24 protein-coding genes and 2 tRNA genes are annotated in these 24961 nt (G+C 63.7%); 20 read left to right on the plus strand and 6 right to left on the minus strand.

Annotation, left to right across the window (positions count from 1 at the left end; translation table 11 throughout):
* Nucleotides 1-23: 23 nt before the first annotated feature.
* The 9 genes from XH89_RS13130 to XH89_RS13170 all read left to right on the plus strand — a co-directional run bounded on the left by XH89_RS13130 (nucleotide 24) and on the right by XH89_RS13170 (nucleotide 8610).
* Nucleotides 24-740, plus strand: coding sequence for an HAD family hydrolase (locus XH89_RS13130; RefSeq protein ID WP_194467459.1), 717 nt, complete (start codon nucleotides 24-26; stop codon nucleotides 738-740).
* A 16-nt stretch (nucleotides 741-756) separates the two neighbouring features.
* On the plus strand, nucleotides 757-2064 hold the full coding sequence (locus tag XH89_RS13135; protein WP_194467460.1) for an FAD-binding oxidoreductase: 1308 nt from the start codon (nucleotides 757-759) through the stop codon (nucleotides 2062-2064).
* Nucleotides 2065-2087: 23 nt separating this feature from the next.
* Nucleotides 2088-3134 (plus strand): ABC transporter substrate-binding protein, encoded by a 1047-nt coding sequence (locus XH89_RS13140; RefSeq protein ID WP_194467461.1) that lies wholly within the window; start codon nucleotides 2088-2090, stop codon nucleotides 3132-3134.
* A 69-nt stretch (nucleotides 3135-3203) separates the two neighbouring features.
* The gene (locus tag XH89_RS13145; RefSeq protein ID WP_194468467.1) at nucleotides 3204-4016 is read left to right on the plus strand and encodes an ABC transporter permease; all 813 of its coding nucleotides are present in this window, start codon (nucleotides 3204-3206) and stop codon (nucleotides 4014-4016) included.
* A complete protein-coding gene (locus XH89_RS13150; protein WP_194467462.1) occupies nucleotides 4013-4798 on the plus strand; it encodes an ABC transporter permease in 786 nt (261 codons plus the stop codon). Before XH89_RS13145 ends, XH89_RS13150 begins: the two co-directional genes overlap by 4 nt.
* 169 nt (nucleotides 4799-4967) lie before the next feature.
* A complete protein-coding gene (locus tag XH89_RS13155) occupies nucleotides 4968-5348 on the plus strand; it encodes a hypothetical protein (RefSeq protein ID WP_194467463.1) in 381 nt (126 codons plus the stop codon).
* A gap of 140 nt (nucleotides 5349-5488) precedes the next feature.
* Entirely contained in the window at nucleotides 5489-5695 is a 207-nt protein-coding gene (locus XH89_RS13160) for a hypothetical protein (RefSeq protein ID WP_194467464.1), read from the plus strand.
* A 263-nt stretch (nucleotides 5696-5958) separates the two neighbouring features.
* Complete coding sequence (locus XH89_RS13165; RefSeq protein WP_194467465.1) at nucleotides 5959-7086, plus strand: glycosyltransferase family 2 protein; 1128 nt, start codon at nucleotides 5959-5961, stop codon at nucleotides 7084-7086.
* An 18-nt stretch (nucleotides 7087-7104) separates the two neighbouring features.
* Nucleotides 7105-8610, plus strand: coding sequence for a glycosyltransferase family 39 protein (locus XH89_RS13170; RefSeq protein WP_194467466.1), 1506 nt, complete (start codon nucleotides 7105-7107; stop codon nucleotides 8608-8610).
* Nucleotides 8611-8622: 12 nt separating this feature from the next.
* Here the strand turns inward: XH89_RS13170 and XH89_RS13175 are convergent, their stop codons facing one another.
* A complete protein-coding gene (locus XH89_RS13175; protein ID WP_194467467.1) occupies nucleotides 8623-9558 on the minus strand; it encodes a glycosyltransferase family 25 protein in 936 nt (311 codons plus the stop codon).
* A gap of 17 nt (nucleotides 9559-9575) precedes the next feature.
* Between XH89_RS13175 and XH89_RS13180 the strand changes: the two genes are divergently transcribed.
* Together XH89_RS13180 and XH89_RS13185 are read left to right on the plus strand one after the other, a co-directional pair.
* Nucleotides 9576-11576: a glycosyltransferase gene (locus XH89_RS13180; protein WP_194467468.1), complete on the plus strand. Its 2001-nt coding sequence runs from the start codon at nucleotides 9576-9578 to the stop codon at nucleotides 11574-11576.
* Nucleotides 11577-12102: 526 nt separating this feature from the next.
* Entirely contained in the window at nucleotides 12103-13185 is a 1083-nt protein-coding gene (locus XH89_RS13185) for a DUF2778 domain-containing protein (protein WP_194467469.1), read from the plus strand.
* Between the two features lie 75 nt (nucleotides 13186-13260).
* Here XH89_RS13185 and XH89_RS13190 read toward each other — a convergent pair whose 3' ends face one another.
* Nucleotides 13261-13899, minus strand: a complete 639-nt coding sequence (locus tag XH89_RS13190; RefSeq protein ID WP_194467470.1) for a glutathione binding-like protein — start codon at nucleotides 13897-13899, stop codon at nucleotides 13261-13263.
* A 12-nt stretch (nucleotides 13900-13911) separates the two neighbouring features.
* Complete coding sequence (locus tag XH89_RS13195; RefSeq protein WP_194467471.1) at nucleotides 13912-14505, minus strand: cysteine hydrolase family protein; 594 nt, start codon at nucleotides 14503-14505, stop codon at nucleotides 13912-13914.
* A gap of 130 nt (nucleotides 14506-14635) precedes the next feature.
* Between XH89_RS13195 and XH89_RS13200 the strand changes: the two genes are divergently transcribed.
* From XH89_RS13200 to lepB, 6 genes are all read left to right on the plus strand, one after another.
* On the plus strand, nucleotides 14636-15469 hold the full coding sequence (locus XH89_RS13200; protein WP_194467472.1) for a LysR family transcriptional regulator: 834 nt from the start codon (nucleotides 14636-14638) through the stop codon (nucleotides 15467-15469).
* A 266-nt stretch (nucleotides 15470-15735) separates the two neighbouring features.
* Nucleotides 15736-15807 (plus strand) — tRNA-Ser (locus tag XH89_RS13205).
* A 4-nt stretch (nucleotides 15808-15811) separates the two neighbouring features.
* A tRNA-OTHER gene (locus XH89_RS13210) sits at nucleotides 15812-15876 on the plus strand.
* 336 nt (nucleotides 15877-16212) lie between these two features.
* The gene (locus XH89_RS13215) at nucleotides 16213-17148 is read left to right on the plus strand and encodes a slipin family protein (protein ID WP_246767821.1); all 936 of its coding nucleotides are present in this window, start codon (nucleotides 16213-16215) and stop codon (nucleotides 17146-17148) included.
* Nucleotides 17115-17363: a hypothetical protein gene (locus tag XH89_RS41245; RefSeq protein ID WP_246767822.1), complete on the plus strand. Its 249-nt coding sequence runs from the start codon at nucleotides 17115-17117 to the stop codon at nucleotides 17361-17363. The genes XH89_RS13215 and XH89_RS41245 overlap by 34 nt, the downstream gene beginning before the upstream one ends.
* Nucleotides 17364-17533: 170 nt before the next feature.
* Entirely contained in the window at nucleotides 17534-18280 is a 747-nt protein-coding gene (lepB, locus tag XH89_RS13220) for a signal peptidase I (protein WP_194467473.1), read from the plus strand.
* A gap of 247 nt (nucleotides 18281-18527) precedes the next feature.
* Here lepB and groL read toward each other — a convergent pair whose 3' ends face one another.
* Together groL and groES are read right to left on the minus strand one after the other, a co-directional pair.
* Nucleotides 18528-20168 carry a chaperonin GroEL gene (gene groL, locus XH89_RS13225; protein WP_194467474.1) on the minus strand — a complete coding sequence of 547 codons (1641 nt, stop codon included), beginning with the start codon at nucleotides 20166-20168 and terminating at the stop codon, nucleotides 18528-18530.
* Between the two features lie 45 nt (nucleotides 20169-20213).
* Nucleotides 20214-20528 (minus strand): co-chaperone GroES, encoded by a 315-nt coding sequence (groES, locus tag XH89_RS13230; RefSeq protein ID WP_128951016.1) that lies wholly within the window; start codon nucleotides 20526-20528, stop codon nucleotides 20214-20216.
* A 398-nt stretch (nucleotides 20529-20926) separates the two neighbouring features.
* On the opposite strand from groES, the gene XH89_RS13235 reads away from it, so the two are divergent.
* From XH89_RS13235 to XH89_RS13245, 3 genes are all read left to right on the plus strand, one after another.
* Nucleotides 20927-21214 (plus strand): usg protein, encoded by a 288-nt coding sequence (locus tag XH89_RS13235; protein WP_194467475.1) that lies wholly within the window; start codon nucleotides 20927-20929, stop codon nucleotides 21212-21214.
* Nucleotides 21215-21383: 169 nt separating this feature from the next.
* Nucleotides 21384-21923 (plus strand): cupin domain-containing protein, encoded by a 540-nt coding sequence (locus XH89_RS13240; protein WP_194467476.1) that lies wholly within the window; start codon nucleotides 21384-21386, stop codon nucleotides 21921-21923.
* Nucleotides 21924-22238: 315 nt separating this feature from the next.
* Nucleotides 22239-23444 carry a rhomboid family intramembrane serine protease gene (locus XH89_RS13245; protein ID WP_194467477.1) on the plus strand — a complete coding sequence of 402 codons (1206 nt, stop codon included), beginning with the start codon at nucleotides 22239-22241 and terminating at the stop codon, nucleotides 23442-23444.
* Between the two features lie 171 nt (nucleotides 23445-23615).
* On the opposite strand, the gene XH89_RS13250 is transcribed toward XH89_RS13245, so the two are convergent.
* Nucleotides 23616-24866 (minus strand): NupC/NupG family nucleoside CNT transporter, encoded by a 1251-nt coding sequence (locus XH89_RS13250; RefSeq protein ID WP_194468468.1) that lies wholly within the window; start codon nucleotides 24864-24866, stop codon nucleotides 23616-23618.
* Between the last annotated feature and the right edge of the window lie 95 nt (nucleotides 24867-24961).

Below are 24961 nucleotides of genomic sequence, written 5' to 3' on the forward strand. Positions count from 1 at the left end.
CGCAAACCTGAGAGAAGAAGAACATGTCGACCCAAGCCGCGTTCAGCAATTTCAAGGTTCTCACCTTCGACGTCGTCGGCACCTTGATCGATTTCGAAACCGGTGTGCTCGAAGCCGTGCGCAAGATCGGAGGCAAGAAGGCGGCCGAGCTCAGCGACGAGCAGATATTCGAGCCCTACAAGCGTGGCCGCGACAAGCATTACGAGCGCTCCAGCGAAGCGATGTTCCACGTCTATCGCCATCTCGCGACCGAGCTCGGACTGCCGGCTGATGATGCATCCTGCGACGTGTTCCAGCTCTCGGTGCTGCGCTGGGGGCCGTTCGTGGATTCGGTCGAGGCGCTGAAGCGGCTGCGCACGAAATTCCGTCTCGTGGCGATGACCAATGCCGACCGCGTCGCGCTGTCCTGCTACGCGCATGCGCTCGGCAATCCGTTCGACGACACCGTTTGCGCCGACGACACTGGCGTGGCGAAGCCCAACCCGGAATTCTTCGCCTATAACAAGGGCCGGCAATCCGCGTTCGGCTACAAGCAGTCCGACATCCTGCACGTGGCGCAGAGCCAGTATCATGACATCGGGATCGCGCGAAAACTTGGCTACAAGGTGTGCTGGATCGAGCGCCGCCAGGGCATTGCCGGCTTCGGGGGCACGCCCGCCGTAGAGGCGCTGACCAAGCCGGACTTCCATTATCCGACGCTGAAGGCGCTTGCCGACGCCGCCATTGGCCCCGCGTCATAAATCCGTGAGCGCGGGCATGACACGGGACTGGAGCGTGCTGCCATCGGCCAACTCGCTGTGGGAAGCCACGGCGGAGCCGGCACGCGACTTTCCCGTGCTCTCCGGCGAGCAACAAGCGGATGTGGTGATCATCGGTGCCGGCTACACGGGCCTCTCCGCCGCGCACCACGTCGCCAAAAGCGGGCTCAGCCCCATCGTGATCGAGGCCAATCGCCCGGGCTGGGGCGCGAGCGGACGCAATGGCGGCGTGATCACCGCGAAATTCCGCCTCTCGTTCCGCGAGATCGATGCCATGCACGGCCGCGCCATGGCAAAGCGCATGTACGAGATCGCGCATGAATCGACCGACATGGTCGAGGAGCTCGTCTCCGAATTCGGCATGACCGGCGCGAACCTCACCCGCACCGGCCAGGTCAAGGCTGCCCACAACGAGACGACGCTGAAGGCCGCGATCGACGAAGCCAACTGGATGACGCGCGAGATGGGCTCTGCCGAAGTCCGCATCCTCGACAAGCACGGAGTGTGCGAAGAGACCGGCTCCGGCGTCTTTGTCGGCGGCGTGCTCAATCCCGGCTCGGGCGGCATCCATCCGCTGAACTATCTGCGCGGGCTTGCCGATGGCGTGGCGCGCCGCGGCGTGCCGATCTTTCAGGAGTCGCCGGTCATCAAGCTTCGGCGCGAGAAGGAGGGTATCGTCGCCGAGACGCCACGAGGCGCAGTGCGTGCCAAGCAGGCGATTATCGCTACCAACAGCTATTCGGATCTGACCGGCGCCACCGTACATCTGCAACGCACGCTGATCCCGTTCCGCAGCGCCCTGGTCGCCACCGAGAAGCTGCCGCGCAATCTCGCCGGAAAGCTGATGCCGACGGGGCGCACCTATACCGAGACCAAACGCATGATGCGCTGGTTTCGCATGGTCGACAACCGCGTGATCTTCGGCGGCCGCGGCGCCTTCGGCAGGCAGGATTCGCAAGCCGCGTTCGACGCCTTGCGCAAGGCGATGGTCGGCATCTTCCCGGATCTCGCCGATATCCCGCTCGAATACAAATGGTCGGGCCTCGTTGCCATGACGCTGGACTCGGTGCCGCATATCGGCCGGCTCGACGAGCGCACGCTGTTCTCGGTGGGCTACAACGGCGCCGGAGTTGCGATGTCAAGCCTGATGGGCCGCTATCTGGCCGCTTTCGTGCGCGGCGAGACGCCCAACGTCGGCCTGCTCGACGCGCGGTGCATGAAGACCATTCCTTTCTATCCGCTGCGTGAGCCCGCCGTGCGCATGGTCGCCGGCTGGTATCAGTTTCTCGATGCGATCGGTCGGTGAAGATATCTTTGGAGGAGGCGAGGATGAATATGAGGCGGACTATTGGACTGGGTTGTGGGCTGGTCGGCGCAATCGGATGGATCAGCGCGGCTGATGCCGCCGAGCAGATCACTTTCGTCTCGCAAGGCGGCGCCTATCAAGAGGCGCAGACGGTGGCGATTCTCGATCCTTCAGCCAAGAAGCTCGGCATCACCATCAACCAGGATTCCATTCCGGACGCCTGGCCCGCGATCAAGACCCAGGTCGGCAGTGGCAAGCCGATCTGGGATGTCGTCGATACTCCGACCGGCTATTGCCTGCGCGGCGGAGAGCAGGGGCTGATCGAGAAGCTCGACTTCGCGAAAATGCCGAACGCCGCGGCGATGCCGGAGGCCTATCGCAGCCCCTATTCGGTCTCCTACGAATTCTATTCCAGCGTTCTGGCCTACAGCCAAAAGACCTTTCCGAAGGACGCGCCGAACAGCTGGGCCGATTTCTGGGACGTCAAGAAGTTCCCGGGCCGCCGCGCGCTGCGCAACCATCCGATCGCGACCCTCGAGGCCGCGCTGATGGCCGACGGCGTCGCGCCTGACAAGCTCTACCCGCTCGACGTCGATCGCGCCTTCAAGAAGCTGGAGGAGATCAAGCCGAACATCACGGTGTGGTGGACCTCCGGCGCGCAGTCGGCGCAACTGCTCAATGACGGCGAGGTCGATATGGAGATGGCCTGGAACGGCCGCGTCAGCGCGGTGGCCAAGGAGGGCGCCAAGGTCGCCTTCACCTACAACCAGGGCATCCTGCAGAGCACCTCGCTCTGCATCCTCAAGGGCGCGCCGAATCTCGACACCGCGGTCAAGTTCCTGAATGAAGCCGTCGATCCTGTGCACCAGGCCAATCTGCCGCTCAACATCGATTACGGCCCGGGCAATCCCAAGGCGTTCGAGACCAGCGTGATCAAGCCGGAACGCGCGGCGCAATTGCCGAGCGAGCCCGTCAATGCGGCCAAGCAGGCGCTGATGTCCTACGCCTGGTGGTCCTCGCCCGCGGGCGAAGCCGCCGAGAAGCGTTGGGCATCCTTCATGCAGAAGTAAGCGAGGTCAGCCGTGGCGACATCCGTGCCGGATCCCTCCCAAAAGCATCAGCGCCGCGAGCACGGCCTGATGCTGGCACTGGTGTCGCCGGCGCTGCTGGTGATCCTGGCGCTGATCGTGCTGCCGGTCGGCTGGCTCGCCTGGCAGTCGATCTACCATGACGGCTTCACGCTGGAGAACTATCTCCGCGTCTTCACCGAGGACATCTACTGGCGCAGCTTTGCGCTGACCTTCGAGATCAGTTTCGCGGTTACCGTCATCGCACTACTGCTCGGCTATCCCGTTGCCTACCTCGCCAATTCCGTGCCGAAGGGATGCAGCATTCTCATCCTGTCGCTGGTCGTGTTGCCGTTCTGGACGTCCGTGCTGGTGCGTGCCTATGCCTGGCTGGCCCTGCTCCAACGCACCGGTGTTATCAATCAGTTCCTGCGCTATCTCGATGTGATCTCCGAGCCGCTGGCGCTGGTCCACAACACTCTCGGCACGGTGGTGGCGACCGTGCACATCCTGCTGCCCTTCATGGTGCTGCCGCTCTATGCCACCATGCAGAAGATTCCGAGCGATCTGATGCAGGCCGGCGCCAGCCTGGGCGCGAGCCCGTCGCTGACTTTCTTTCGCGTGTTCCTGCCGCTGTCGCTTCCGGGCGTGCTCGCCGGCTGCACCATGGTGTTCGTGCTTTGCCTGGGCTTCTACATCACGCCGGAGCTGCTCGGCGGCGGACGCACGGTGATGGTGTCGATGCTGGTGAGCCGCAATGTCGAGCTCTACAACCAGTTTGGCGCCGCCAGCGCGGTCGCGGTGGTGCTGCTCCTCAGCGTGCTCGCCATCTTCTTTATGGTCAGCCGCTTCATTCCGCTCGATCGTGTGCTGGGGCAGAAATGATACGCCTCTCGCCCGCTCGGATTGCCCTCTACATGATCAGCGCGCTGGTGCTGGTCTATCTGATCCTGCCTGTGCTGATCATCGCGCCGATCTCGTTTTCCAGCGCGCGCTTCCTGACGTTCCCGCCGCCGTCGTTCTCGACGCGCTGGTACCAGCAATATTTTGGCAACCCAGCTTGGATGCAGGCGACGCGGGTGACGCTGACGGTCGCGCTGTCGACCGTGGTGATCGCGACCCCGTTCGGCGTGGCTGCGGCCTATGCCATCAGCCAGTCGAAACTGCGGATCATGCGTTTCATTCATATGGCACTGCTGCTGCCGCTGGTGGTGCCGATCATCATCACCGCAGTCGGCATCTTCTTCGTCTATGCCAGGGTCGGCCTGGTCGCGACCATGCCGGGCCTCGTGCTGGCGAACGTGATGCTGGGGTTGCCCTATGTCGTGATCTCCGTGCTGGCGGGCTTGCAAAGCTTCGACGCCGCGCAGGAGATGGTCGCGCGCAGCCTCGGCATGAACCGCCTGCGCAGCTTTTTCGCGGTGACGCTGCCGCAGATCAAATCCAGTGTCGTAGCCGGCGGCATCTTCGCCTTCATTTCCGCGATGGACGAGACCATCGTCGCGCTGTTCATCTCCGGTGGCCAGTACCAACCGCTGACCAAGCGCATGTTCACCGCGCTCCGAGATGAGATCGATCCCACGATTGCCGCGATCTCGACGCTGATGACCGCGGCTTCCTTCATGCTGGTGCTGCTGGCGAGCGCCCGGCAGCGGAGGAACTCTTGACGCGCGGCGTTCCGGGGCAGAGCTTCGCCCCTTGGTGCACCCACCAAATGTCCGCGTGGAAATACCAGGGTCGCGCAGATCGTGCCCTGACTTTCTTCTGTAGCTCATAGGCAGTGTTATTGTCGGTTCGAGGAGACTGTCGACAGCAAGAGAAAAGAAGGAGAACAAGATGCGGATGCTGATGCTCGGGGTGGTGCTCGTCGCGATGACATCTGCCGCCATGACCCATTCTGCTCTGGCGGATGATGACGGCACCAAAGGCGCGCAGAAGCTCGCCATGCAGGGCCGCGACGATTACTGGCATTGTCTGGCGCGGGAGTATTCGCGCGACAGCAATCAGGGCCTGTCGGAGCAGGAGTTCGGCCGCTCGGTCGCCGGAGCCTGCCCGTCGGAGCGGCAATACTACCGGGTGGCGCTGCTCGACTATCTCACCTCGCAATACCCGAACATCGAATCCGGCGCCCATCTCGCGACCGCGAACAAGGCGGTGGAGGCGGCGCAGAAGGACATCGTGACCGCTTTCGTCAAGCACAGGCCGCCGGCGAAGTAGGGAATGGGAGGTGGCGAATAGCGACTAGAGCAAGCCCGGGTTACGTCATTCGCGATTCGCCATTCGCCCTTCTTCGGCCCTTCCGGCACCGCGCTGATCCATGGTATCATTGGATCTATCTGGAGCAGGGATAGGCTTTCATGTCGTCTGAGTCGGTAGGTGGCATTTTTGGCGCGATCGTCGCGGCGGTCGTGCTGGCGGTCGCCGTCGTCTTCGGGCCGATCGGGCAGTACGGCAAGCCCCCCAAGCCGGCCAAGGTCGAGCCGGCTCCGACCGCCGCGGTGCCCATGACCCCGGTGGCGCCAACGCCGCGGGGCCCGGTGATCCGGGAAGTCCCGAACCAGTAATGGGCTCGAAATAGGGCCCCTTTGCCCCCCTTGCGAAGCCGATCTCGCATTCCTATCTAGGCTTCAACGGCGACGTTGAGCCAAAAGCTCCGGCGCTGGGACGACCTTGGAATAGCTTGGGCCTGCGCCGGATGTACGCGCGGTCCGCCGTTCCGGGGTCGTTGGCATTTTGGGGCCCCTTTTTGGGGCCGTCCCCCAGAGACCCCTGGCCCGGTAGCGCAAGAACTTGGCATCGCAGGACGCGGCGGATATACGCTGCCGTCATGAATGAAGCGATCAGACCGGGCGCCGACGGCCAGGCCCAAGAGGGGCCGGAACTGTCGGTCATCGTCCCGACTTTCAACGAGCGCGATAACGTCACGGTGCTGTACCGGCGGCTGGAGGCGACGCTCGTCAACGTCGCCTGGGAGGTCGTGTTCGTCGACGACAATTCGCCCGACGGCACCTCGGACGTAGTGCGGGCGCTGGCGCAGCAGGACAGCCGCGTGCGCTGCATCCGCCGCATCGGCCGCCGCGGCCTGTCGGGCGCCTGCATCGAGGGCATCCTGGCGTCGAGCGCGCCCTATGCGGCCGTGATCGACGCCGATCTCCAGCATGACGAGACGCAGCTGCCGAAGATGCTGCTGCTGCTCGCAAGCGATCAGGCCGACCTCGTCGTCGGCAGCCGCTACATCGAAGGCTACAAGAGCGAAGGGTTCAACAAGCAGCGCGCCGGCGCCAGCGCACTGGCGACCGAGGTCGCCAAGAAGATGCTCCGGGTCGAGATCGCCGATCCGATGAGCGGCTTCTTCATGGTTCGCCGCGATCGTTTCGAGCAATTGGCGCCGAAACTGTCGGTGCACGGCTTCAAGATCCTGCTCGATCTCGTTGCGACTGCGCACGGCAATTTGCGTGCGGTCGAAATTCCCTACACCTTCGGTGCCCGTCAGCACGGCGAGAGCAAGCTCGATTCCATGGTTGCGCTCGACTTCCTCGGCCTGGTGCTGGCGAAGCTGACCAACGACATCGTCTCGCTGCGCTTCATCCTGTTCGCGATGGTGGGCGGTATCGGGCTCGTGGTGCATCTCACCACGCTGTTCATCGCGCTTCAGCTGATCAAGGTGCCGTTCGCGGAGGCGCAGGCCGCCGGCGCCATCGTCGCCATGACGACAAATTTCATCATGAACAATTTCCTCACCTATCGCGACCAGCGGCTGAAGGGTTTTGCGATCCTGCGCGGCCTGATCATGTTCTACATCGTGTGCAGCGTCGGCCTGCTCGCCAATGTCGGCGTCGCCTTCTCGGTGTACGACCAGGAGCCGATCTGGTGGCTGGCTGGCCTTGCCGGCGCGATGATGGGCGTGGTGTGGAACTACGCGATGTCCGGACTGTTCGTCTGGCGCAAGAAATAGCGCGCCAAGGATCGAGGTATGGGCGGGGCTGACGCGCGGATCGTCCGCAATACGGCGCTGGTGATCCTTGCGCTGGTCGCATTGCGGCTGGTCGCGGCCGCCTTCACGCCGATTACCTTCGACGAAGCCTATTACTGGATGTGGTCGAAGAGCCTTGCGGGCGGCTATTACGACCACCCGCCGATGGTGGCTTATGTCATCCGCGCCGGCACCATGATCGCCGGCGATACCGAGCTCGGTGTCCGCCTGGTCTCGATCCTGCTGGCGCTGCCGATGAGCTATGCGATCTATCGCTCGGCCGCGATTCTGTTTGGCGGTGCTCGCGTGGCGGCGACCAGTGCCATCCTGCTCAACGTGACCATGATGGCCTCGGTCGGCACGCTGATCGTCACGCCGGACGCGCCGCTGCTGGTCGCCTCCAGCTTCGTGCTGTTCTTCCTTGCAAAGGTGCTGGAGACCGGTCGAGGCATCTGGTGGCTCGCAGTCGGCGCGGCGGTTGGCGCGGCGCTGCTGTCGAAATACACAGCGATGTTCTTTGGCGCCGCGATCCTGATCTGGCTCGTGTCCGTGCCGAAGCTCAGGCGCTGGTTCCTGTCGCCTTGGCCTTATCTCGGCGGCCTCGTTGCCCTTGCGCTGTTCTCACCGGTCATCCTGTGGAATGCGGACCACCACTGGGTCTCGTTCGTCAAGCAACTCGGGCGCGCCAGGATCGAGGATTTCCGACCGGTCTTCATAGCGGAGCTGATCCCGACCCAGATTGCGTTCGCAACGCCGCTGGTCTTCATCCTTGGTGCGATGGGGCTGCATGCGCTGACCTGGCGACGCGCTGGCGCGCTGGCTTCGCGCCTGCTGATCGAGACGATGTTCTGGACCATCGTCGCCTATTTCGTCTGGCATTCGCTGCATGCCCGCGTCGAGGCCAACTGGTTCGCGCCGGTTTATCCGCCCTTCGTGGTCGCCGCCGCAGCCGCAGCCAACCTCGCGCAATGGAAGCCGCGGGCTCAGCGCCTGGTGGGCTTTTGCCTGCGCTGGGCCGCGCCTGCCGGCATCGTTATGTTTGCCGCGTTGATCCTGCAGGCCAATACCGGTTTGCTCTCGGGCTATCGCCGCGATGCGACCGTGCGCAGCGTCGGCGTCGGCTGGCGCGAGCTTGCCAGCGGGATCGAGGCGGAGCGCGTGCGCAGCGGTGCGACCTGCGTGCTCACGCCGGATTACGGCACCACCGGCTGGCTCGCCTTCTACCTGCCGCGCGGCACCTGCGTGGTGCAGCAGAACCAGCGCATCCGCTGGGTCAACATGCCCGAGCCCGATCCGAAGCTGCTTGCGGGCAAGCTGCTCTATGTCGACGAGATCAGGCCCGACGGCCATCCGTTCCTGAACGAGCTGTTCGCGAAAGTGACGCGCCTCGGCGAGTTGCAGCGCAAGCGCGGGCCGCTCGTGGTCGAGACCTACGGCATCGATCTGCTGGAAGGCGCCAGGGGCGACGTACTGGACCGCTCGCCGCCGCCCGAACTTCAGCCTTGAGCGCAGCGCATCTCACCAGCGGGGGATTTCTCCGGTCGGAACGGTGGTCGAGACAGCGTTGTTGTTCCTGGGAATGACGAGCGGACTGAGGCAGGCGAAGGCCTCGATGGATTGATAGATGAAGTTCATCATGCCATCGACGCCCAGAACCGGGACCATGCGATTGAACACCGGAAGTTTGAGAAACCGGTTCTCCATCGGCAAGCACAGCTCCAGCAGTTTCTTTGCTCCGCGAGGCGAAACCACGTACCCGGCCGTGCCGAAGCAGCTGCTGAGCCGCAAGGCGGTGACCTCCGAGGTCGATGTCTGGAACGCCGCCGCGTTTTGATCGGTCGGCTGCTTGGGCGAAAACACCATGGCGGACCTGAAGCCAGGCGTCAGCTCAACTTCAAGGGTGGAGTCCGTGTTGTAGCCGAGTGCGACGTAGTCCCAGTCCTCGAGACGACGAACGACATCGAGGCGCTCGGTGATGTCATGGCGGACAATCGCATCGTCTTCGAACACGAGCGCCGGGATTCCGGATTGAATTGTCTGTTGCCAGATCCGGACGTGGGAGGCCGCACAACCGACGGCACCCGCAGTGAACTGCGATCCTGGTACAACCAGGTTCATGCCGAGTGCCTCTTCCGGCGAGAACGAGGCACCATCGGATGCCTCAAATCGTTCAAAGGCGATTCCCGTTCCGGCATTCAGCCTCAGGAAGCTTTCGAACTTCTCCGGCTGACGATTGAGGTTGACGACAAAGTTCTTCATGCAGGGACCAGATGCAAGGTTCGGATAAAGCGCGCCGATCGCTGCTCGCAGCCATATCAACGGTCCCGGCGATTCGCCACGCAGCGGCGCGGCGCGCCGGAAGCGGTGTCCAGCTTCAAGCAAGCTCCAGCGGATAGGTGGGAAGCGGCAACCTTTCTGACGTCCCGGGAATCGGGTTGCCGTCCGCTCTCCCATGATCCGGAAGGTCCTCGATGAATTATCATGACGGCACTCTCGCAAGAGCAAACGAGATCTCGACAGAGCCGTCATCGCTGACGCGGGATGAAGTCTACCAGATCTGCCTTCGTCACCTGAAGACGGGCGAGCTCGAGCAGGCCGAGGCCCGTTGTCGCGAAGGGCTTGCCTCGGATGCGAACCATGCCGGGTTGCTTCATCTGATGGCCGGTGTGTCGCTGCTCAACGGGGATTACGATGCCGCCATCAATTGGGCCGGCCGCGCACTCACGAACGAGATGAAGGCGACCTATCTCGCAACGTTCGGGACGGCGCTGCTGGGCAAGGGGCTGCAGGCGCAGGCGTTCGAAGCGTTTCAGCGCGCGGTGGCGCTCGATCCCGTTGATGCTTCAATCTGGGAGAATTTCGGCAATGCTCTGAACAGGGTGGGGCAGGCCAACCAGGCGAGCCTCTGCTTCCTGATCGCGCGTGCCTATCAGAAGCTGCCGTTCCTCGGCGAGTGCCGGTCTGTTCCTCGCAACGGCTGGAATGCCCTGACGGCGCAATTCAATCCGCATCTTCAAAGCCGCGCAAAGTCGAACGAAGCGCGCGATCCCATTCATTGCTTCTGGTCGAACGCGCCCTTGAGCGAGATGTCGCGCCTGTCGCTCCAGTCGATGGTCCGTCAGGGCCATCCGGTCAAGCTGTACACTTACGACAACGTCGCCGCCATGCAGGCGCGTGTACCGCCGGGGGTGATGGTGGCCGACGCCGGAAATCTCGTGCTCAGCGCGATCTACCAGCATGCGGTTCTGAACAGCGAGATCCGCTACTTCAGCGACATCTTCCGCTACGCCGTTCTGCACGAATTCGGCGGCTGGTGGCTCGATACGGATATCGTTCTTGTGAAGCCCCTGGATTTCGGACGGGAACACGTTTTCTCCGCGCAATGGTCGGGAGTCGAGAACGGGCACGTCTGCGTCGGCGACGTGATGCGCGCGCCCAAGGGCTCGGTTCACATGGCCAATCTGTATGCCTTGTCGCTTCAGCGCCTGTTCAGCGAAAAGCGCGTCGAATACGGCGCGGTGGGACCGCTGTTGCTCAGCGAATATCTGCTCGTGGCCGGTGACGAAGAGCTGCAAGCGTCGATCTTGCCGCCGACGACCTTCAACGCCATCGACTGGCGCGAAGTTGACTTGTTCGCCAGCGAAGGCCGGGCCGGCTTCGAGCTGTTGAGCGACGCGCGTGTGACCGGGGTCCATCTCTGGGGCAAGATGTGGGCCGAGCGGGGCTTGCGCTTCGATGCCGTCCCCGAGCAGAGCGTGGCCGGCTATCTCAAGAAGCTGGTGCTCGAACCGAACTGGTTGACGCAGCTCGCTGCGAAATACGACTCCGACAAGGGCGCCGTCTACAAGGGCCACATGGCCCATCACTATACCCGCGTCTATCACGAGCTGTTTCGATCGAAGGCCCTCGAGCCCATCCGCATCCTGGAAATCGGCCTATGCCGCGGCCGCGTCGAAGGCTGGGCCCAGGATCAGGTGCCGTCGCTGCAGATGTGGCTCGACTACTTCCCGAATGCCGAAGTCATCGGCGCCGATATCGAGGATTTCAGCTGGTTCTCCCATCCCCGCGTCAGGATCCACCGCGTCGATCAGGGCGACCGGACCATGCTGGAAGAACTCGCCGGCAAGGAAGAGCCGCTGGACATCATCATCGACGATGGCTCGCATGCCTCGGTGCACCAGCACCTGACGCTCGGCGTGCTGTTTGCCGCGCTGAAGCCGGGCGGCCTGTTCGTCATCGAGGATCTGGATTGGCAGCCGCCGGAGATTCCATCGGGCGGTGCGCCCCTGGTCAAGGATGTGCTCAACGCGATGAAAGCGGGCGGCGCCTTCACGTCCAACGTCATGACCGAGGCCGAAGCGAAGCTGATCTCGGACGAGGTCGACGAGATTCTTCTCAACGACAGCTTTCGCGAATTGATGTCGCGCGGCCTGCTCGGTGGCCTCGGCGTGCTGAGGCGCAAGGCGCAATAGCCGGAAGCGGGAGCGGCCTCGGTCGATCATCTCGACCTTGGCCGGCGCCTTTTTCGGGCGTCGAATCCTGGCCTCTCCGCACAGGCGGGGTGAGGCGGTGGCGGTGCGAACGCACCAGCCTCGCGCAACGCATCCCCCGCTATCTTCCGGACATTGATGACCACGAAAATGACTTGGTTGATGCGTTTAGAGATGCGGCCGAAGACGTCCGCTGAGCGTGCTGAACCGGCCGAGAATTATAGTTAACAGCGTCGCCTAAGTCCGTAGTTCTGCGGGCTTTTTTCTCGAAATGGCACAGCGTTAACGAGTTGCCCTACATCCGCCCGAACTTAATCCGCATTTAACTAAAAGTCGCCTTAATGACGCTCCGACCCTCTGCGAGATGCTGTTTCCGGATCGTGACCAGCGGCACTTCGGAGGGGGACTTAGTGACACCGTCCTGGACGCAAGGCGAATGAGTACGAGTATCGCTGCGCAGAGTTACGCGGCACGGAAGCCAAACAATTCTCGGAAGTCTTCCCGGAAAATGACCACCCAAAACGTGCTTGGCGCCGCCGTGGCCGGTTGCGTCTTGCTTGCCGGCTGGACCGTCTACAACAACATCTTCGCCGCCAGCGTCTATCCGACCGTCGGCAGCGCCGGTTACGACGAACCCGTGATCAAGCGCACGCCCAAGGTCGCGCTGCGCGAGGCGGACGAGGCCATCCGGGAGACGTTTGCGCTGCTGCCCGACCGGCTCCAGGTCGCCGCGCCGATTTCGCGCGAACAGTTCAACGAGCGCTTTGCCGCGGCGGCGACGCAGGGCGTGGATTCGAACGCGGCGAGCGCTGCGCCTGCGGCGAAGGTCGCTGAAGCTCCGAAGCCGACCGTTGTTGCCAAGGTCGCCGAAGTGCTGAAACCGCTCAACCCGGCCAAGGTGGCTGAGCGGGTCGCCGACAAGGTCGCTGACGTCGCGAAGGGCAAGCGCTCGGACGCGCAGGTCCAACTTGCTTCGGCCGACCCGGCCCAGATCGTGCCGGCGCCTGAAGCCAAGAAATCCTTTGCCGATCGCGCCAAGGCCGCGGTGATGTCGATCACCGGTCCGCGCCAGTCGATGGTCGAAAAGCTCTGGGGCAAGCGTGAGTCCTCCGGCGGCCTGCTGGCCTATGCCTCGGCCGACGCCAGCGTGACTTCGGCGATCGCGCCGAAGGAGCAGAACCCGATGTTCGGCGGCGCGCCGCCCTATGAGCGCGACACTGCAGTCTACGACATCACCGCCAAGACCGTTTACCTGCCCGATGGCACCAAGCTCGAGGCGCATTCCGGCCTCGGCGACAACCTGGACGATCCGCGCTCGCAGCGCGTCCGCATGCGCGGCGTCACCCCGCCGCACATCTACAATCTGAAGCCGCGCGAAGCGCTGTTCCACGGCGTGCCCGCGCTGCGCCTGACCCCGATCGGTGGCGAGAGCGCGATCTACGGCCGCGACGGCCTGCTCGCGCATACCTTCATGCTCGGGCCGAACGGCGATTCCAACGGTTGCGTGTCGTTCAAGGACTATTACGCATTCCTCGACGCCTATCGCAACAAGGGCATCCGCAAGCTCGCGGTGCTGGCGCGGGTTCAGTAGGCCCGGTCAATTCGAGATCATGCAAAAGGGCCGCTCGCTGCGGCCCTTTTTCGTTTTCTGTTTCCGTAGCGACCTCTACGCTGCGTTGGCCGGCATGGCCTTGCGCAGCGCCATCTCGGTGGCGATCGCCTCTCGCACTACGGGCCGCGCCTGCATGCGTTCGAGATATCGAGTGAGCGATGGCCATTGCGCGATGTCGACGCCTGCGGGACGAAGCAGCAGCAGAGCCCAGGTGAGATGTGCGTCCGCGACGGTGAAGCGGTGACCGACGAGGAATTCGCGGTCCGCCAGATGCGCTGACGGCACCGACAGCGTCTGCGCGATTCGCGCGCGCGGCTTGGCGAGGGAGCCGTCGTCCTTGTACCAGAAGGTCGGGAACAGGAACGCCTTGTGGATCTCGGCGCCGATGAAACTGAGCCATTCCTGCAGGCGGTAGCGATCCAAATCTCCCGGCCGCGTCGCAAGGCCGTGCTCGGGCTTCAGGTCGGCAATGTATTGCAGCACCGCCGCGCACTCGGTCAGCCGCTCGCCGTTCTCCAGCACCAGCACCGGCACGGCGCCCTTCGCGGAGATGTCGCGAAAATCGCCGTCGCCGTCCGCGACCGTCTTGGTCGCGAGATGTACCTGATGATAGCTCGCCTCGAGGCCAGCTTCCATCAGGGCGATGCGGCTCGCGAGCGAGCAGGCCATCGGCGAGAAATAGAGTTGCAGCATCGCATTGCTCCGTTATGTCAGCGCATCGCCGCGCGCGATGATCGCGAAGCGGTCGGACAGTTCGGCCAGCGCAACCTCGTGGATGGTCCGCGCATCCAGCGTGCCGCCGCGACCGTCCGGCAGGTCGCGCGTGGCGCAGGCGTCGGCATCGATGGTGGTGCGAAAGCCGAGATCGAGCGCGGCGCGTGCGGTCGAGCTCACGCACATATGCGTCATGAAGCCGGCCAGCACGATGTTCTTTTTTTCTGTCGCGTCAAGACGCGCCTTCAGATCGGTGCCGGCGAACGCGTTGGGCAACTCCTTTTCGATCACCAGCTCGCCGGCATGCGGCGTCAGCTCGGCGACGATGGCGCCGCGCTCGGCGCTGCGATCGAACAGGCCGCCCGCCTTGCCGCGATGGGCGATGTGGATGATCGCCGCGTTTGCTTCGCGTGCCCGTGCCAATAGCTTGGCCGCGTGCGCGATCGCGGGCTTGGCGTCGGGCAAGGCGAGGGGGCCTGCGAGATATTCGTTCTGGATGTCGATCAGCACCAGCGCAGCGTCGGCAAGGCGCGGCGGGGTGAGGTCGGCGTCGGCGAGCTGGAGCAGGGTCTTTGCGGTCGTCATGGTCTTGGCGATTCTCCGAAAGCGAAAGGCTGGTCCAGCATAGCCCCGGGACGGCCTGCCGATATGCAGGGATATTGCAGCGGGCGGCTGCGATATTGCAGGCGCCTCGCGGCCGATGTAGCCTCGCCCTATGAACTGGGACGATCTGCGCATCATCGCCGCCGTCAGGGACGAGGGCACCTATGCCGGCGCCAGCGCGCGGCTGCGCATCGACGAGACCACGGTCGGGCGCAGGCTGTCGCGCATCGAGCGCGCGCTCGGCCTGCGCCTGTTCGAGGCCGCCGACGGCGTGCGCAGGCCGACGCGCAGTTGCGAAGCTGTGCTGGCACATGTCGAGGCGATGGCGGCGCACGCCGCCGAGATCGGCCGGCTCAGCGAGAGCCTGGAAGGCCCGGTCGGGCGCCTGCGCATCGCCTCCACCAACACGGTCGCCGAGGCGGTGCTGTCGCCGCGCGCGAGCGACTTCCTGCTCGTTCATCCCGGGCTGACGCTGCAATTCCTCACCTCGAGCGAGAACGTCAAGTTCTCGCGCTGGGAGGCCGATCTCGCCATCCGCCTGCGTAAGCCCGACAAGGGCGACTTCGCGATCTCCAAGCTCGGCGACATCAAGCTCTATTATGTCGAGCCCCTTGCCACCGAGGGCGAGCCGATGTTGTGCGCCTATCCGGATGAGTTAGGTGCCATTCCCGAGATGCAATTCCTGCGCACCAGGAAAGCCCGCGCGCGCTGCGTCACCGATAACGTCCGCGTCATCCGCAATTTGATCCGCGCGCATCAGGCCGCCGGCGTGTTGCCGGAGTACGTTTGCGCGGACTTGCTCGGCGATCGCCGCCTGCGCGCCACATTGCTGCCGAAGCGGCGCGACGTCTGGCTGCTCGTGCAAAACCACCTCAAGCGCGACGCCGCAACCCGCGTGACGATCGACTGGGTGAGGGCGTGTTTTCAGGAGATGTCGCGGGAGTGAGGCGATGTGGCGATCGCAATATTGAGAGTACAGCTTTTGGTTGATGTGTTCTCCGCTTGATCCTAACATCCGCTCGTCATTCCGGGCTCGGCGCTTTGCGCCGCCCCGGAATGACAAATCAAAAAATCTTCTCATACCCCCCTTGCAACCCGAACGTGCTTCGTCTATTAGCGCGCTCCTTCGCTAGGCCATGTGCCCGGGCTCGTTGAGATCCCGGCTGGCGCGGATCGCTCTGCGATGTCGTGTTCCGCCGAATGAAGGCAAGAGCAGGATGTAGCTCATGGAGAGCGTCGGGGTGAAACCCGAAGGCATCGGTTCGATTCCGGTCTCTTGTCCCACAAAGGATAGCTCAGTTGGGTAGAGCAGATGACGTTAATCATCGGGTCGCGGGTTCGAATCCCGCTCCATCGCTCCGGGTCAGCCTGAAAAACTGACACCTCTGACGAGGACCGGACGCGCGCTTCAGTCGCAGTCCGGCCGTTTTGCCGCAAGGCTTTCCGTCCGAACATCGACACTGTGAGACCGGCTTTGCGCCGCGGGTAGATACCGCTTGCGCCGATGCCGGGTGGCTACGCACGGCCGCGCGACAGATGTCGCGCGATCGCGCGCGTGCGCCCGTCATCGCGCAAGCTAAAGCCCCGGCCCGCCGATGTCATGGGAAGCGTCGTCCGCGTCCTCACGTTCCTTTGCAAACGAAACCTGTTGTCCGGCATCCAGCCGGGCGCAAACGAAGGAGGCGTGCCATGAGCTGGCACTTGCTGACGTTGAACGTGACGGTGAAGGATGGCGAGCGCGCGTTGCTGACGCGCAATGGGCAGCTCGTGCGCGTGCTCGCGCCCGGTCGTCATCGCCTGTTCGATCCCCTGCACGAGCTGAAGGCCGAGGTGCTCGATGTGGTCCGCACCGAATTCTCCGCGGAGCGCTACGCGGTGCTGAAGGCAGCGCGGCCTGATCTCGCCGCCGAGCTGTTCGAGGCGGTCGAGACCCGGGCGGACGAGATCGCGATCGTCAGCCTCGACGGCCGGCCCGTGCATCTGATGACGCCCTGGCAGGTGCGTGTCTACTGGAAGGTCGCAACCCGCATCGATGTCGAGCGCATCGATGTGTCCAGCGATCCCAAGATCGACGCGCGGCACCTGAGCATGATCGAGCGCAACCGTTCGGCCGTGTCGTCCGAGACGGTGGTCGAGAACCACGAGGCGGGTCTGCTCTATGTCGAGGGCCGGCTCGTCGAGCGGCTCGCGCCCGGCCGGCACGCCTTCTGGACCGTCGGCCGCAAGATCGAGGTGAAGCGCCTCGACCTGCGGCCCCAGGCGGTCGAGATTACCGCGCAGGAGATGCTGACCAGGGATCGCATCGCCCTGCGGGTGACGCTGACGGCGTTCCGCAAGGTGGTCGATCCCGAGCGCACGGTTGCCACCGTGCCCGACGTGGATGCGTGGCTGTATCGTTTGGTGCAGTTCGCGATCCGCGAGGCGGTCGCGGGCCGGACGCTGGACGAGGTGCTGTCTGCGAAGGCGGCGCTGGATGCGGAGCTGCGCGACTATGTGCGTGCACGCGTTGCAGAGGCCGGTGTCGAGGTGACCGAGCTCGGCGTCAAGGACGTGATCCTGCCCGGCGAAATCCGGGAGCTGGTGACAAGGTGGTGGAGGCGGAGCGGGTCGCCAAGGCGAACCTGATCCGCCGCCAGGAGGAGACGGCGGCAACGCGCTCGCTCCTGAACACTGCCCGCCTGATGGAGGAGAACCCCTTGCTGCTCCGGCTCAAGGAGCTGGAGTCGCTGGAGCGGCTGGTCGAGAAGGTCGGCCGCATCGATCTCCACGCCGGAAACGGCGAGGGCCTCGATGCTCTCCTGACCCGGCTCGTGCGCCTGAAGGCGCCCGAGAGCGCGTGAGAACGAGGAAGGGCCGCCCACGGGCGGCCCTTCAACTATCCGTCAAATGACGGCTCGCGCTGAACGCCCGTTTGTACTCGCGCGACCAAGATCATCAAGTGCATCGGGATTGCGCGCGCCGTTGCGTGCGCTAAACTTGGCATACAACCTATCGGGCAGGCGTTCAGGCGATGACAACTGTTCAAGACACCATCCGGCCGAAGGCCAGATCCAGCGAATGGAAAGCCGTTATCATCCTGATCCTGCTTGTCCCCGTGTTGTGGTCGCCACTCTTCCTGTTCCGCACCTTCGTGTATCAGCCGTTCAACATTCCGTCCGGCTCGATGATTCCAACGCTGGCGGTCGGCGACTACGTCCTTGCCGCCAAATACGCCTATGGCTACGGCCGCTTCTCGTTTCCCTATGCGCCGTCATTTATCTCCGGCCGTTTCCGGGCGGCCGATCCCGCCTATGGCGATATCGTCGTATTCGCCGTGCCCAAGGACACCTCGACCGTCTACGTGAAACGCGTCGTCGGCCTGCCGGGCGATCGCATCCAGATGCGGAACGGCCAGCTCTTCCTCAATGACAAGCCGGTGACGCGCGTCGCATTGAAGGATGTGGCTGCCGCAGCCGCCTGCGGCGGCGAGGTCGGCGCAAGGGCCAAGCGCTGGCGGGAGACGATGCCGAACGGGGCGAGCTACATCACCTACGATTGCGTCGACAATGGCTTCGTCGACAACACGCAAGTCTACACGGTCCCGCCAGGCCATTTCTTCGCGATGGGCGACAACCGCGACAACTCGACGGACAGCCGCTTCCAATCGGCGATGGGCTTCATCCCCCTGGACAATCTGGTCGGCAAGGTGACGCGAATCTACTGGTCGCTGGATTCCAGAGGCGAGCTGCGCCCGGATCGGATGGGGAAGGTGTGGTGAGGGAGCCCGCCTCCTTCCATTCGTCATTCCGGGGCGGCGCGCAGCGGCGAGCCCGGAATCCATAACCACAGGCGGGTGCGATGGCCTATCCGGCAATAGCCAACTGACAATTGTGGTTATGGATTCCGGGCTCGCGCCCCAAGAGGGCGCGCCCCGGAATGACGAGTGGAGCGAGTTGCCCCCCCAGACAAAAACCCCGGCATCGCTGCCGGGGTTTCGCATTTCGTATTGTGCCTGAATGGCTGGATCAGAAGTCCATGCCGCCCATGCCGCCGCCCGGGGGCATCGCGGGGCCAGCGCCGCCCTTCTTGGGCAGCTCGGCGACCATGGCTTCCGTGGTGATCAGCAGCGCGGCCACCGAAGCTGCGTTCTGGATCGCGGTGCGGACCACCTTGGTCGGGTCGATGATGCCCTTCTTGACGAGGTCGGCATATTCGCCGGTCTGGGAATCGAAGCCGTAATTGTAGGCCTTGTTCTCCAGGATCTTGCCGACGATCACCGAGCCGTCTTCACCGGCGTTGATCGCGATCTGGCGAGCGGGAGCCGACAGTGCCTTGCGCACGATCTCGACGCCGGTCTTCTGGTCGTCGTTCTTGGTGCGCAGGCCCTTGAGCTGCTCGGAGGCACGGAGCAGGGCGACGCCGCCGCCCGGGACGATGCCTTCTTCCACAGCCGCGCGGGTCGCATGCATCGCGTCATCAACGCGATCCTTGCGCTCCTTCACCTCGACCTCGGTCGCGCCGCCGACGCGGATCACCGCGACGCCGCCAGCGAGCTTGGCGAGACGCTCCTGGAGCTTCTCACGGTCGTAGTCCGAGGTGGTTTCCTCGATCTGCGCCTTGATCTGGGCCACGCGCGCCTCGATGTCGGCCTTCTTGCCGGCGCCGTTGACGATCGTGGTGTTCTCCTTGTCGATCATCACCTTCTTGGCGCGACCGAGCATGTTGAGCGTGACGTTCTCAAGCTTGATGCCGAGATCTTCCGAGATCGCCTGGCCGCCGGTCAGGATCGCGATGTCCTGCAGCATGGCCTTGCGGCGATCGCCGAAGCCCGGAGCCTTGACGGCCGCGACCTTCAGGCCGCCGCGCAGACGGTTGACGACCAGGGTCGCGAGCGCTTCGCCTTCGACGTCCTCGGCGACGATGACCAGCGGCTTGCCGGTCTGCACCACGGCCTCGAGCAGCGGCAGCAGCTCGTTCAGCGAGGAGAGCTTCTTCTCGTTGATGAGGATGTAGGCGTCGTCCATCTCAACGCGCATCTTGTCGGCGTTGGTGACGAAGTAGGGCGAGATGTAGCCGCGGTCGAACTGCATGCCCTCGACGACGTCGAGCTCGGTCTCGAGCGACTTGGCTTCCTCGACGGTGATGACACCCTCGTTGCCGACCTTCTTCATGGCGTCGGAGAGGAACTTGCCGATCTCGGCATCGCCGTTGGCGGAGATGGTGCCGACCTGGGCGATCTCGTCGTTCGAGGTGACCTTCTTCGAGTTCTTCTCGAGGTCCGCCACGACGGCTTCGACCGCGAGGTCGATACCGCGCTTGAGGTCCATCGGGTTCATGCCGGCGGCAACCGACTTGGCGCCTTCCTTCACGATCGCGGCCGCGAGCACGGTGGCGGTGGTGGTGCCGTCGCCGGCCGCGTCAGCGGACTTGGAGGCGACTTCGCGCACCATCTGGGCGCCCATGTTCTCGAACTTGTCGTCGAGCTCGATCTCCTTGGCGACGGTGACGCCGTCCTTGGTGATGCGGGGGGCGCCGAACGACTTGTCGAGCACGACGTTGCGGCCCTTCGGACCGAGCGTGACCTTCACCGCGTTGGCGAGGATGTCGACGCCGCGCAGCATCTTGTCGCGCGCTTCAACCGAGAATTTGACTTCTTTGGCTGCCATCTGGATTTTTCCTTGAGGATTTTGACTGGAGGGAGAGAGGGGCTCTTAGGCCGCCTTCTTCTTGGAAGCGGGGACGTCGAGGACGCCCATGATGTCGCTTTCCTTCATGATCAGCAGGTCTTCGCCGTCGATCTTGACTTCAGTGCCGGACCACTTGCCGAACAGCACGCGGTCGCCGACCTTCAGGTCGATCGGGACCAGCTTGCCAGCTTCGTCGCGGCCACCGGGGCCAACGGCGACGACTTCACCCTGGGAGGGCTTTTCCTTGGCAGTGTCGGGAATGATGATGCCGCCAGCGGTCTTCTCTTCTGCGTCGATGCGCTTGACCACGACGCGGTCGTGAAGCGGACGGAATTTCATGCAGTCCTCCTAAGCATTTGCACGAGTTGAGGATTTCAACATTGTTAGCAATCTACGCTCGCGAGTGCCAGCGTAGGCGAAGGTGAAATAGGACAGGAATTTTGCGGGGGCAAGGGCTTCTAGCAGAAAAATCGGCACTCTGAAGGCCCAAGTGCCAGAAAGCTTTACCATCGTTAACCGATCTCGCAGGCCCTTTTGGAGGCCCCTTGGCACTGTATTAGCACGGAGCCGCTTCTGCTGCTAACGCATTGAATTTCAACAGCTTGTTAAACTTTTGGGCTTGAGATGAATTGTCAGTTTGCGTCACATTTCTCTCATGTGAGCGCATCGTTTCCGGGTGGCTCCCGGGGCACGGATCAAGCCACCCCCTGTATGCGCTCCTGCAAAGGAGGTTTGGCATGGGACTGCGCGTTGGGGGCGTTTCCGAGGACTTCCGGAAACAGATGCTGGGTTACGGGCTGACGACGGCACAAATTCTCTACCGGATGCCGGATCACCCCTCGCTGCTCCAGACCTACGTCTGGCAGAACTACGACACGTTTCCGAAATTCCCGGCGTTGACCGACTTCCTCGCGTTCTGGACCGAGAAGCTCGACGGCCCGCTGCATTCGGTGACGGTGGCGCATTCCAAGCTGATCAAGCCGGCCGAGCTGCGCGCCGTGGACGGCGTGTTCCGGTTGAACTGACGCAGACGCCGCTCTCGTAGGGTGGGCAAAGGCGCGGCTCTTCGCGCGCCGTGCCCACCATCTCTCCATGATCGCACACCGAACGTGCGCACGTTTGCGCTTTGCCCACCCTACAGGACCTGTTTCCGTGTTAGCCTTCCGCCCATAACAAACAACGGGAGGCCGGCCCATGGCCAAGAAAGCAAAATCGCGCAGCGCAGCCCAGACCGCGGTGAAGAAGCGGAGCGGCGCCAAGGCCGCATCACGATCCTCAGCGCGCAAGGCCGTGAAATCCAAGGCGCGCACGACGCCCACGAAAGCTGCTACGAAAAAGCCCGCCCGCCCGAAGCAGCGCATCGCCATCAGCCATCACCGCGAGGAAGACTTCAAAGCCGACGGCCTGCGCGCCTACGCGAGGTACCGCGACCTCGGCATCGCCGACGCGACCCATGGCCTCGCACAAGCTCACGTCATCCGCCTGCAAGGCCCGTGCGATCCCGCCGAAGTCTCAAAGCTTCACTTCCACGACGTCGACTTCCAGATGGTCTATGTGCTCAAGGGCTGGGTGAAGACCTACATGGACGGGCAGGGTGAGACCTTGATGACAGAAGGCAGCGCCTGGACCCAGCCGCCGAAGATCAAGCACATGATCCTGGATTATTCCGACGACGTCGAACTGCTGGAGGTGATCCTGCCGGCTGAGTTCAAGACGGTGGAGTTGAAGGCGTAGGAGCGGTCGGGAAGGGCACAGGTCTCTCCACTCGTTATTGCGAGGAGTCCTCGCGACGAAGCAATCCAGACTTTCTCCGCGGATGCAGACTGGATTGCTTCGCGGAGCCTGTCATCGGGCCGCGCGTTGCGCGGACCCGGTGGCTCGCAATGACGGCGGAGAGATTTACGGAACACGCAATCGCTAAAATGCACGCGATCCGCGACACCGGGCCGTTACTAGTTGGAAGGTTCCGGCCATCCGCAGCGCTGGCGGTAACCTCTCGAAAATACCTCTCGCATCAACTCAAGGTCGTAGAAATGCGGGAATGCTTTCATGGCGACCAACAGCTTTGGCCGACGCGGCGTCGCGGCACCAGCCCCAAGCCGATCGTTTCAACCCGCGCCGATCGCTCCTGCGGCCACGGACGATCGCGATCAAACCAGTGAGGGTTCGCTTTTTGCCGACAACAAGCTGCTGGCCGATATCCCCATCCTCACAATCGGCCTGATTTTCGGCCTGATGGCGATCTTCGCACTGCAACGCAGTCTGGCTGTCGACATTGCGCGCGACGGCTCACTTGATGTCCGCTCGTTGATTGCTCAGGGCGCGTCCGGCTACGACCTGGTTGTCGGACGAAACGAATGGTGGCGGATCGGACTGGCGCCGCTTCTGCATGGCAGCCAGTGGCACCTCATCGGCAACTGCGTTGCGCTGTTCATCGTTGGCGTCAGGGTGGAGAGCCTGATCGGCCGTGGCTGGTTTTCGCTGATCTTCGTCGTCAGTGCGTTGGCCGGTGAGGCCGCCTCGCTGCTGGGCAATGGCTCCGGCATGGTAGGCGTCGGCGCATCCGGCGCCATCACCGGGCTCATCGCCGCGCTGTTCGTTGCGAGCTTCGAGCCGGAGGCGGACGCCGAGACGACGATATCGAGGCTGAAGACGTCGCTCTTTTTCGGTGTTCCAGCGCTGCTGCCGCTTGCCTTTGGCGCCTCGGGCAATGTCAATTATTACGCCCATGGAGGCGGTGCGCTGGCTGGCGCTGCGCTTGCCATCACGCCGTGGCTCGCCTTCTGGTCCTATGACAGCCTGCCGCGAAGCGCCGGCCTGGTGTTGCTCGGAGGATTGGCCGGATCCCTGATCTGCGCCGGCTTCGCCGCTATTCATTATCGGTCCTACGTGGCTGACGTCGGGCAATATATCCGTGCCTCGGAAATGCCGGCGAGCACGCGCGAAATGGCCAGCCGATCCTCTGATTTCGTCAACCGCTATCCGAAAGACCCGCGAGCTCATGTGTTCCGTGCAATCTACTTCATTGAGCAAAACAGCCTCGGCCCTGCCGAGACGGAAGTGCAAACCGCGATGTCGCTCGCCGCTTCGGACGTGACGGGTGGGCCGGTGCGATCATTAGCCCAGGCCTTGTTGGCGCAGTTGCTGCTCGCGCGAGGACAGACCAGCGAGGCGAAGGCCATGGCGGCCGCGGTGTGCCGCGCCAAGCTGGGTGAGGTGCGTCGTATGCTGGAGAAGTCGAAATTGTGCGGTTGAGCGGGCAGGATTGACGGCGTAGGCGCTCTCTCCCCCGTCATTGCGAGGAGCCCTTGCGACGAAGCAATCCAGAATTTCTCAACGGAACGAATCTGGATTGCTTCGCGGAGCCTGTCATCGGGCCGCGCGTTGCGCGGACCCGGTGGCTCGCAATGACGAGCGGGGAGAGGCCTACGTCAACACCCCGACGATCGCGCCCATCAGACACGTCGTCAGCGTCCCCGATACGATCGACTTCAGCCCCAGCGCATTGATCTCGTCGCGCCGCTCCGGCGCCATGACGCCGAGGCCGCCGATCATGATGCCGAGGCTGGCGAAATTGGCGAAGCCGCACATCGCGTAGAGCATGATCAGGCGCGAGCGCGCATCGAGCGTGCCCGGCGGCAGCTTCGAGAAGTCGACATAGGCGACGAGCTCGTTGAGCACGGTCTTGGTGCCCATCAGGCTGCCGGCGGTGATCGCCTGGCCCCACGGCAGGCCCATCAGCCAGCACACCGGCGCCATGATCAGCCCCAGCACCCGCTGCAGCGAGATTGCGGCGCCGCCGACGTTCGGCAGCAGCCCGAGCACCGCATTGGCGAGATAGACCAGCGCTACCAGCACCAAGAGCATCGCGACGATGTTGATCAGCAGCTCGATTCCCGCACTGGTGCCCTTCACGATCGCATCCATCGTGCCTGATACCGCCATCTCCGGATCCTCCAGCGCACCGCCGGTGCGCTTGTCCGAGGTTTCAGGGATCATGATCAGGCTGACGAGGATTGCGGCCGGTGCGCCCAGCACCGAGGCGATGACGAAATGCGCGGCGGCGTCAGGGATCAGCGGCGCAAGCAGCGTCGCATAGAGCACCAGCACGGTGCCGGCAATGCCCGCCATGCCGCCCGTCATCACCAGAAACAGTTCGCTGCGCGACATCTGCGAAAGATACGGCCGCACGAACAGCGGTGCTTCGACCATGCCGAGGAAGATGTTGGCGGCCGTCGAGAGCCCGACCGCCCCGCCGACCCCGAGCGTGCGCTCGAGCAGCCAGGCCATGCCGCGCACGACAGGCGGCAGCACGCGCCAATAGAACAGCAGCGTCGTCAGCACGCTCATGACCAGCACGATCGGCAGCGCCTGGAACGCCAGGATGAAATCGGCGCCCGGCGCCTTCAGCTCGAAGGGCAGGGCGCCGCCTCCGACATAGCCGAACACGAAGGAGGAGCCGGCGCGCGAGGCTGCGGAGATGGCGCCGACTGCGTCGTTGATGGCGCCGAAGGCGTGCGCTACGAAAGGCACCTTCAGCAGCACGACCGCGCTGACGAAGGTGACGACAAGGCCGATCACCGCCTGGCGCAGCGAGACCGCGCGGCGATTCTCCGCGAGCACGAAGGCGATCAGCAGCAATGCGAAAACGCCGAGTGTCGATTGCAGCCGCAGCATGATGTCCCCAATCCCCCAATGATTATGGCCGCGCGTGCGTTGCAAAGGCAATGCCGGATAGCCCTGTGCGCCGCCCGCTGTTGACATCCAGGCCC

Origin of the sequence: Bradyrhizobium sp. CCBAU 53340 (assembly GCF_015291645.1) — a bacterium.
Lineage (GTDB): Bacteria > Pseudomonadota > Alphaproteobacteria > Rhizobiales > Xanthobacteraceae > Bradyrhizobium.

Excerpts from the sequence above, each read along its gene's own strand:
- XH89_RS13165 (WP_194467465.1), top strand. The coding sequence starts at position 5,959 with ATGAATGAAGCGATCAGACCGGGCGCCGACGGCCAGGCCCAAGAGGGG.
- groES (WP_128951016.1), bottom strand. The coding sequence starts at position 20,528 with ATGAAATTCCGTCCGCTTCACGACCGCGTCGTGGTCAAGCGCATCGAC.
- lepB (WP_194467473.1), top strand. The coding sequence starts at position 17,534 with ATGACAACTGTTCAAGACACCATCCGGCCGAAGGCCAGATCCAGCGAA.
- XH89_RS13180 (WP_194467468.1), top strand. The coding sequence starts at position 9,576 with ATGAATTATCATGACGGCACTCTCGCAAGAGCAAACGAGATCTCGACA.
- XH89_RS13175 (WP_194467467.1), bottom strand. The coding sequence starts at position 9,558 with ATGGGAGAGCGGACGGCAACCCGATTCCCGGGACGTCAGAAAGGTTGC.
- XH89_RS13200 (WP_194467472.1), top strand. The coding sequence starts at position 14,636 with ATGAACTGGGACGATCTGCGCATCATCGCCGCCGTCAGGGACGAGGGC.
- XH89_RS13140 (WP_194467461.1), top strand. The coding sequence starts at position 2,088 with ATGAATATGAGGCGGACTATTGGACTGGGTTGTGGGCTGGTCGGCGCA.
- XH89_RS13215 (WP_246767821.1), top strand. The coding sequence starts at position 16,213 with ATGAGCTGGCACTTGCTGACGTTGAACGTGACGGTGAAGGATGGCGAG.
- XH89_RS13185 (WP_194467469.1), top strand. The coding sequence starts at position 12,103 with ATGACCACCCAAAACGTGCTTGGCGCCGCCGTGGCCGGTTGCGTCTTG.
- XH89_RS13135 (WP_194467460.1), top strand. The coding sequence starts at position 757 with ATGACACGGGACTGGAGCGTGCTGCCATCGGCCAACTCGCTGTGGGAA.
- XH89_RS13245 (WP_194467477.1), top strand. The coding sequence starts at position 22,239 with ATGGCGACCAACAGCTTTGGCCGACGCGGCGTCGCGGCACCAGCCCCA.
- XH89_RS13240 (WP_194467476.1), top strand. The coding sequence starts at position 21,384 with ATGGCCAAGAAAGCAAAATCGCGCAGCGCAGCCCAGACCGCGGTGAAG.
- XH89_RS13170 (WP_194467466.1), top strand. The coding sequence starts at position 7,105 with ATGGGCGGGGCTGACGCGCGGATCGTCCGCAATACGGCGCTGGTGATC.
- XH89_RS13150 (WP_194467462.1), top strand. The coding sequence starts at position 4,013 with ATGATACGCCTCTCGCCCGCTCGGATTGCCCTCTACATGATCAGCGCG.
- XH89_RS13145 (WP_194468467.1), top strand. The coding sequence starts at position 3,204 with ATGCTGGCACTGGTGTCGCCGGCGCTGCTGGTGATCCTGGCGCTGATC.
- XH89_RS13235 (WP_194467475.1), top strand. The coding sequence starts at position 20,927 with ATGGGACTGCGCGTTGGGGGCGTTTCCGAGGACTTCCGGAAACAGATG.
- XH89_RS13130 (WP_194467459.1), top strand. The coding sequence starts at position 24 with ATGTCGACCCAAGCCGCGTTCAGCAATTTCAAGGTTCTCACCTTCGAC.
- XH89_RS13250 (WP_194468468.1), bottom strand. The coding sequence starts at position 24,866 with ATGCTGCGGCTGCAATCGACACTCGGCGTTTTCGCATTGCTGCTGATC.
- XH89_RS13190 (WP_194467470.1), bottom strand. The coding sequence starts at position 13,899 with ATGCTGCAACTCTATTTCTCGCCGATGGCCTGCTCGCTCGCGAGCCGC.
- XH89_RS13160 (WP_194467464.1), top strand. The coding sequence starts at position 5,489 with ATGTCGTCTGAGTCGGTAGGTGGCATTTTTGGCGCGATCGTCGCGGCG.
- XH89_RS13155 (WP_194467463.1), top strand. The coding sequence starts at position 4,968 with ATGCGGATGCTGATGCTCGGGGTGGTGCTCGTCGCGATGACATCTGCC.
- XH89_RS13195 (WP_194467471.1), bottom strand. The coding sequence starts at position 14,505 with ATGACGACCGCAAAGACCCTGCTCCAGCTCGCCGACGCCGACCTCACC.
- groL (WP_194467474.1), bottom strand. The coding sequence starts at position 20,168 with ATGGCAGCCAAAGAAGTCAAATTCTCGGTTGAAGCGCGCGACAAGATG.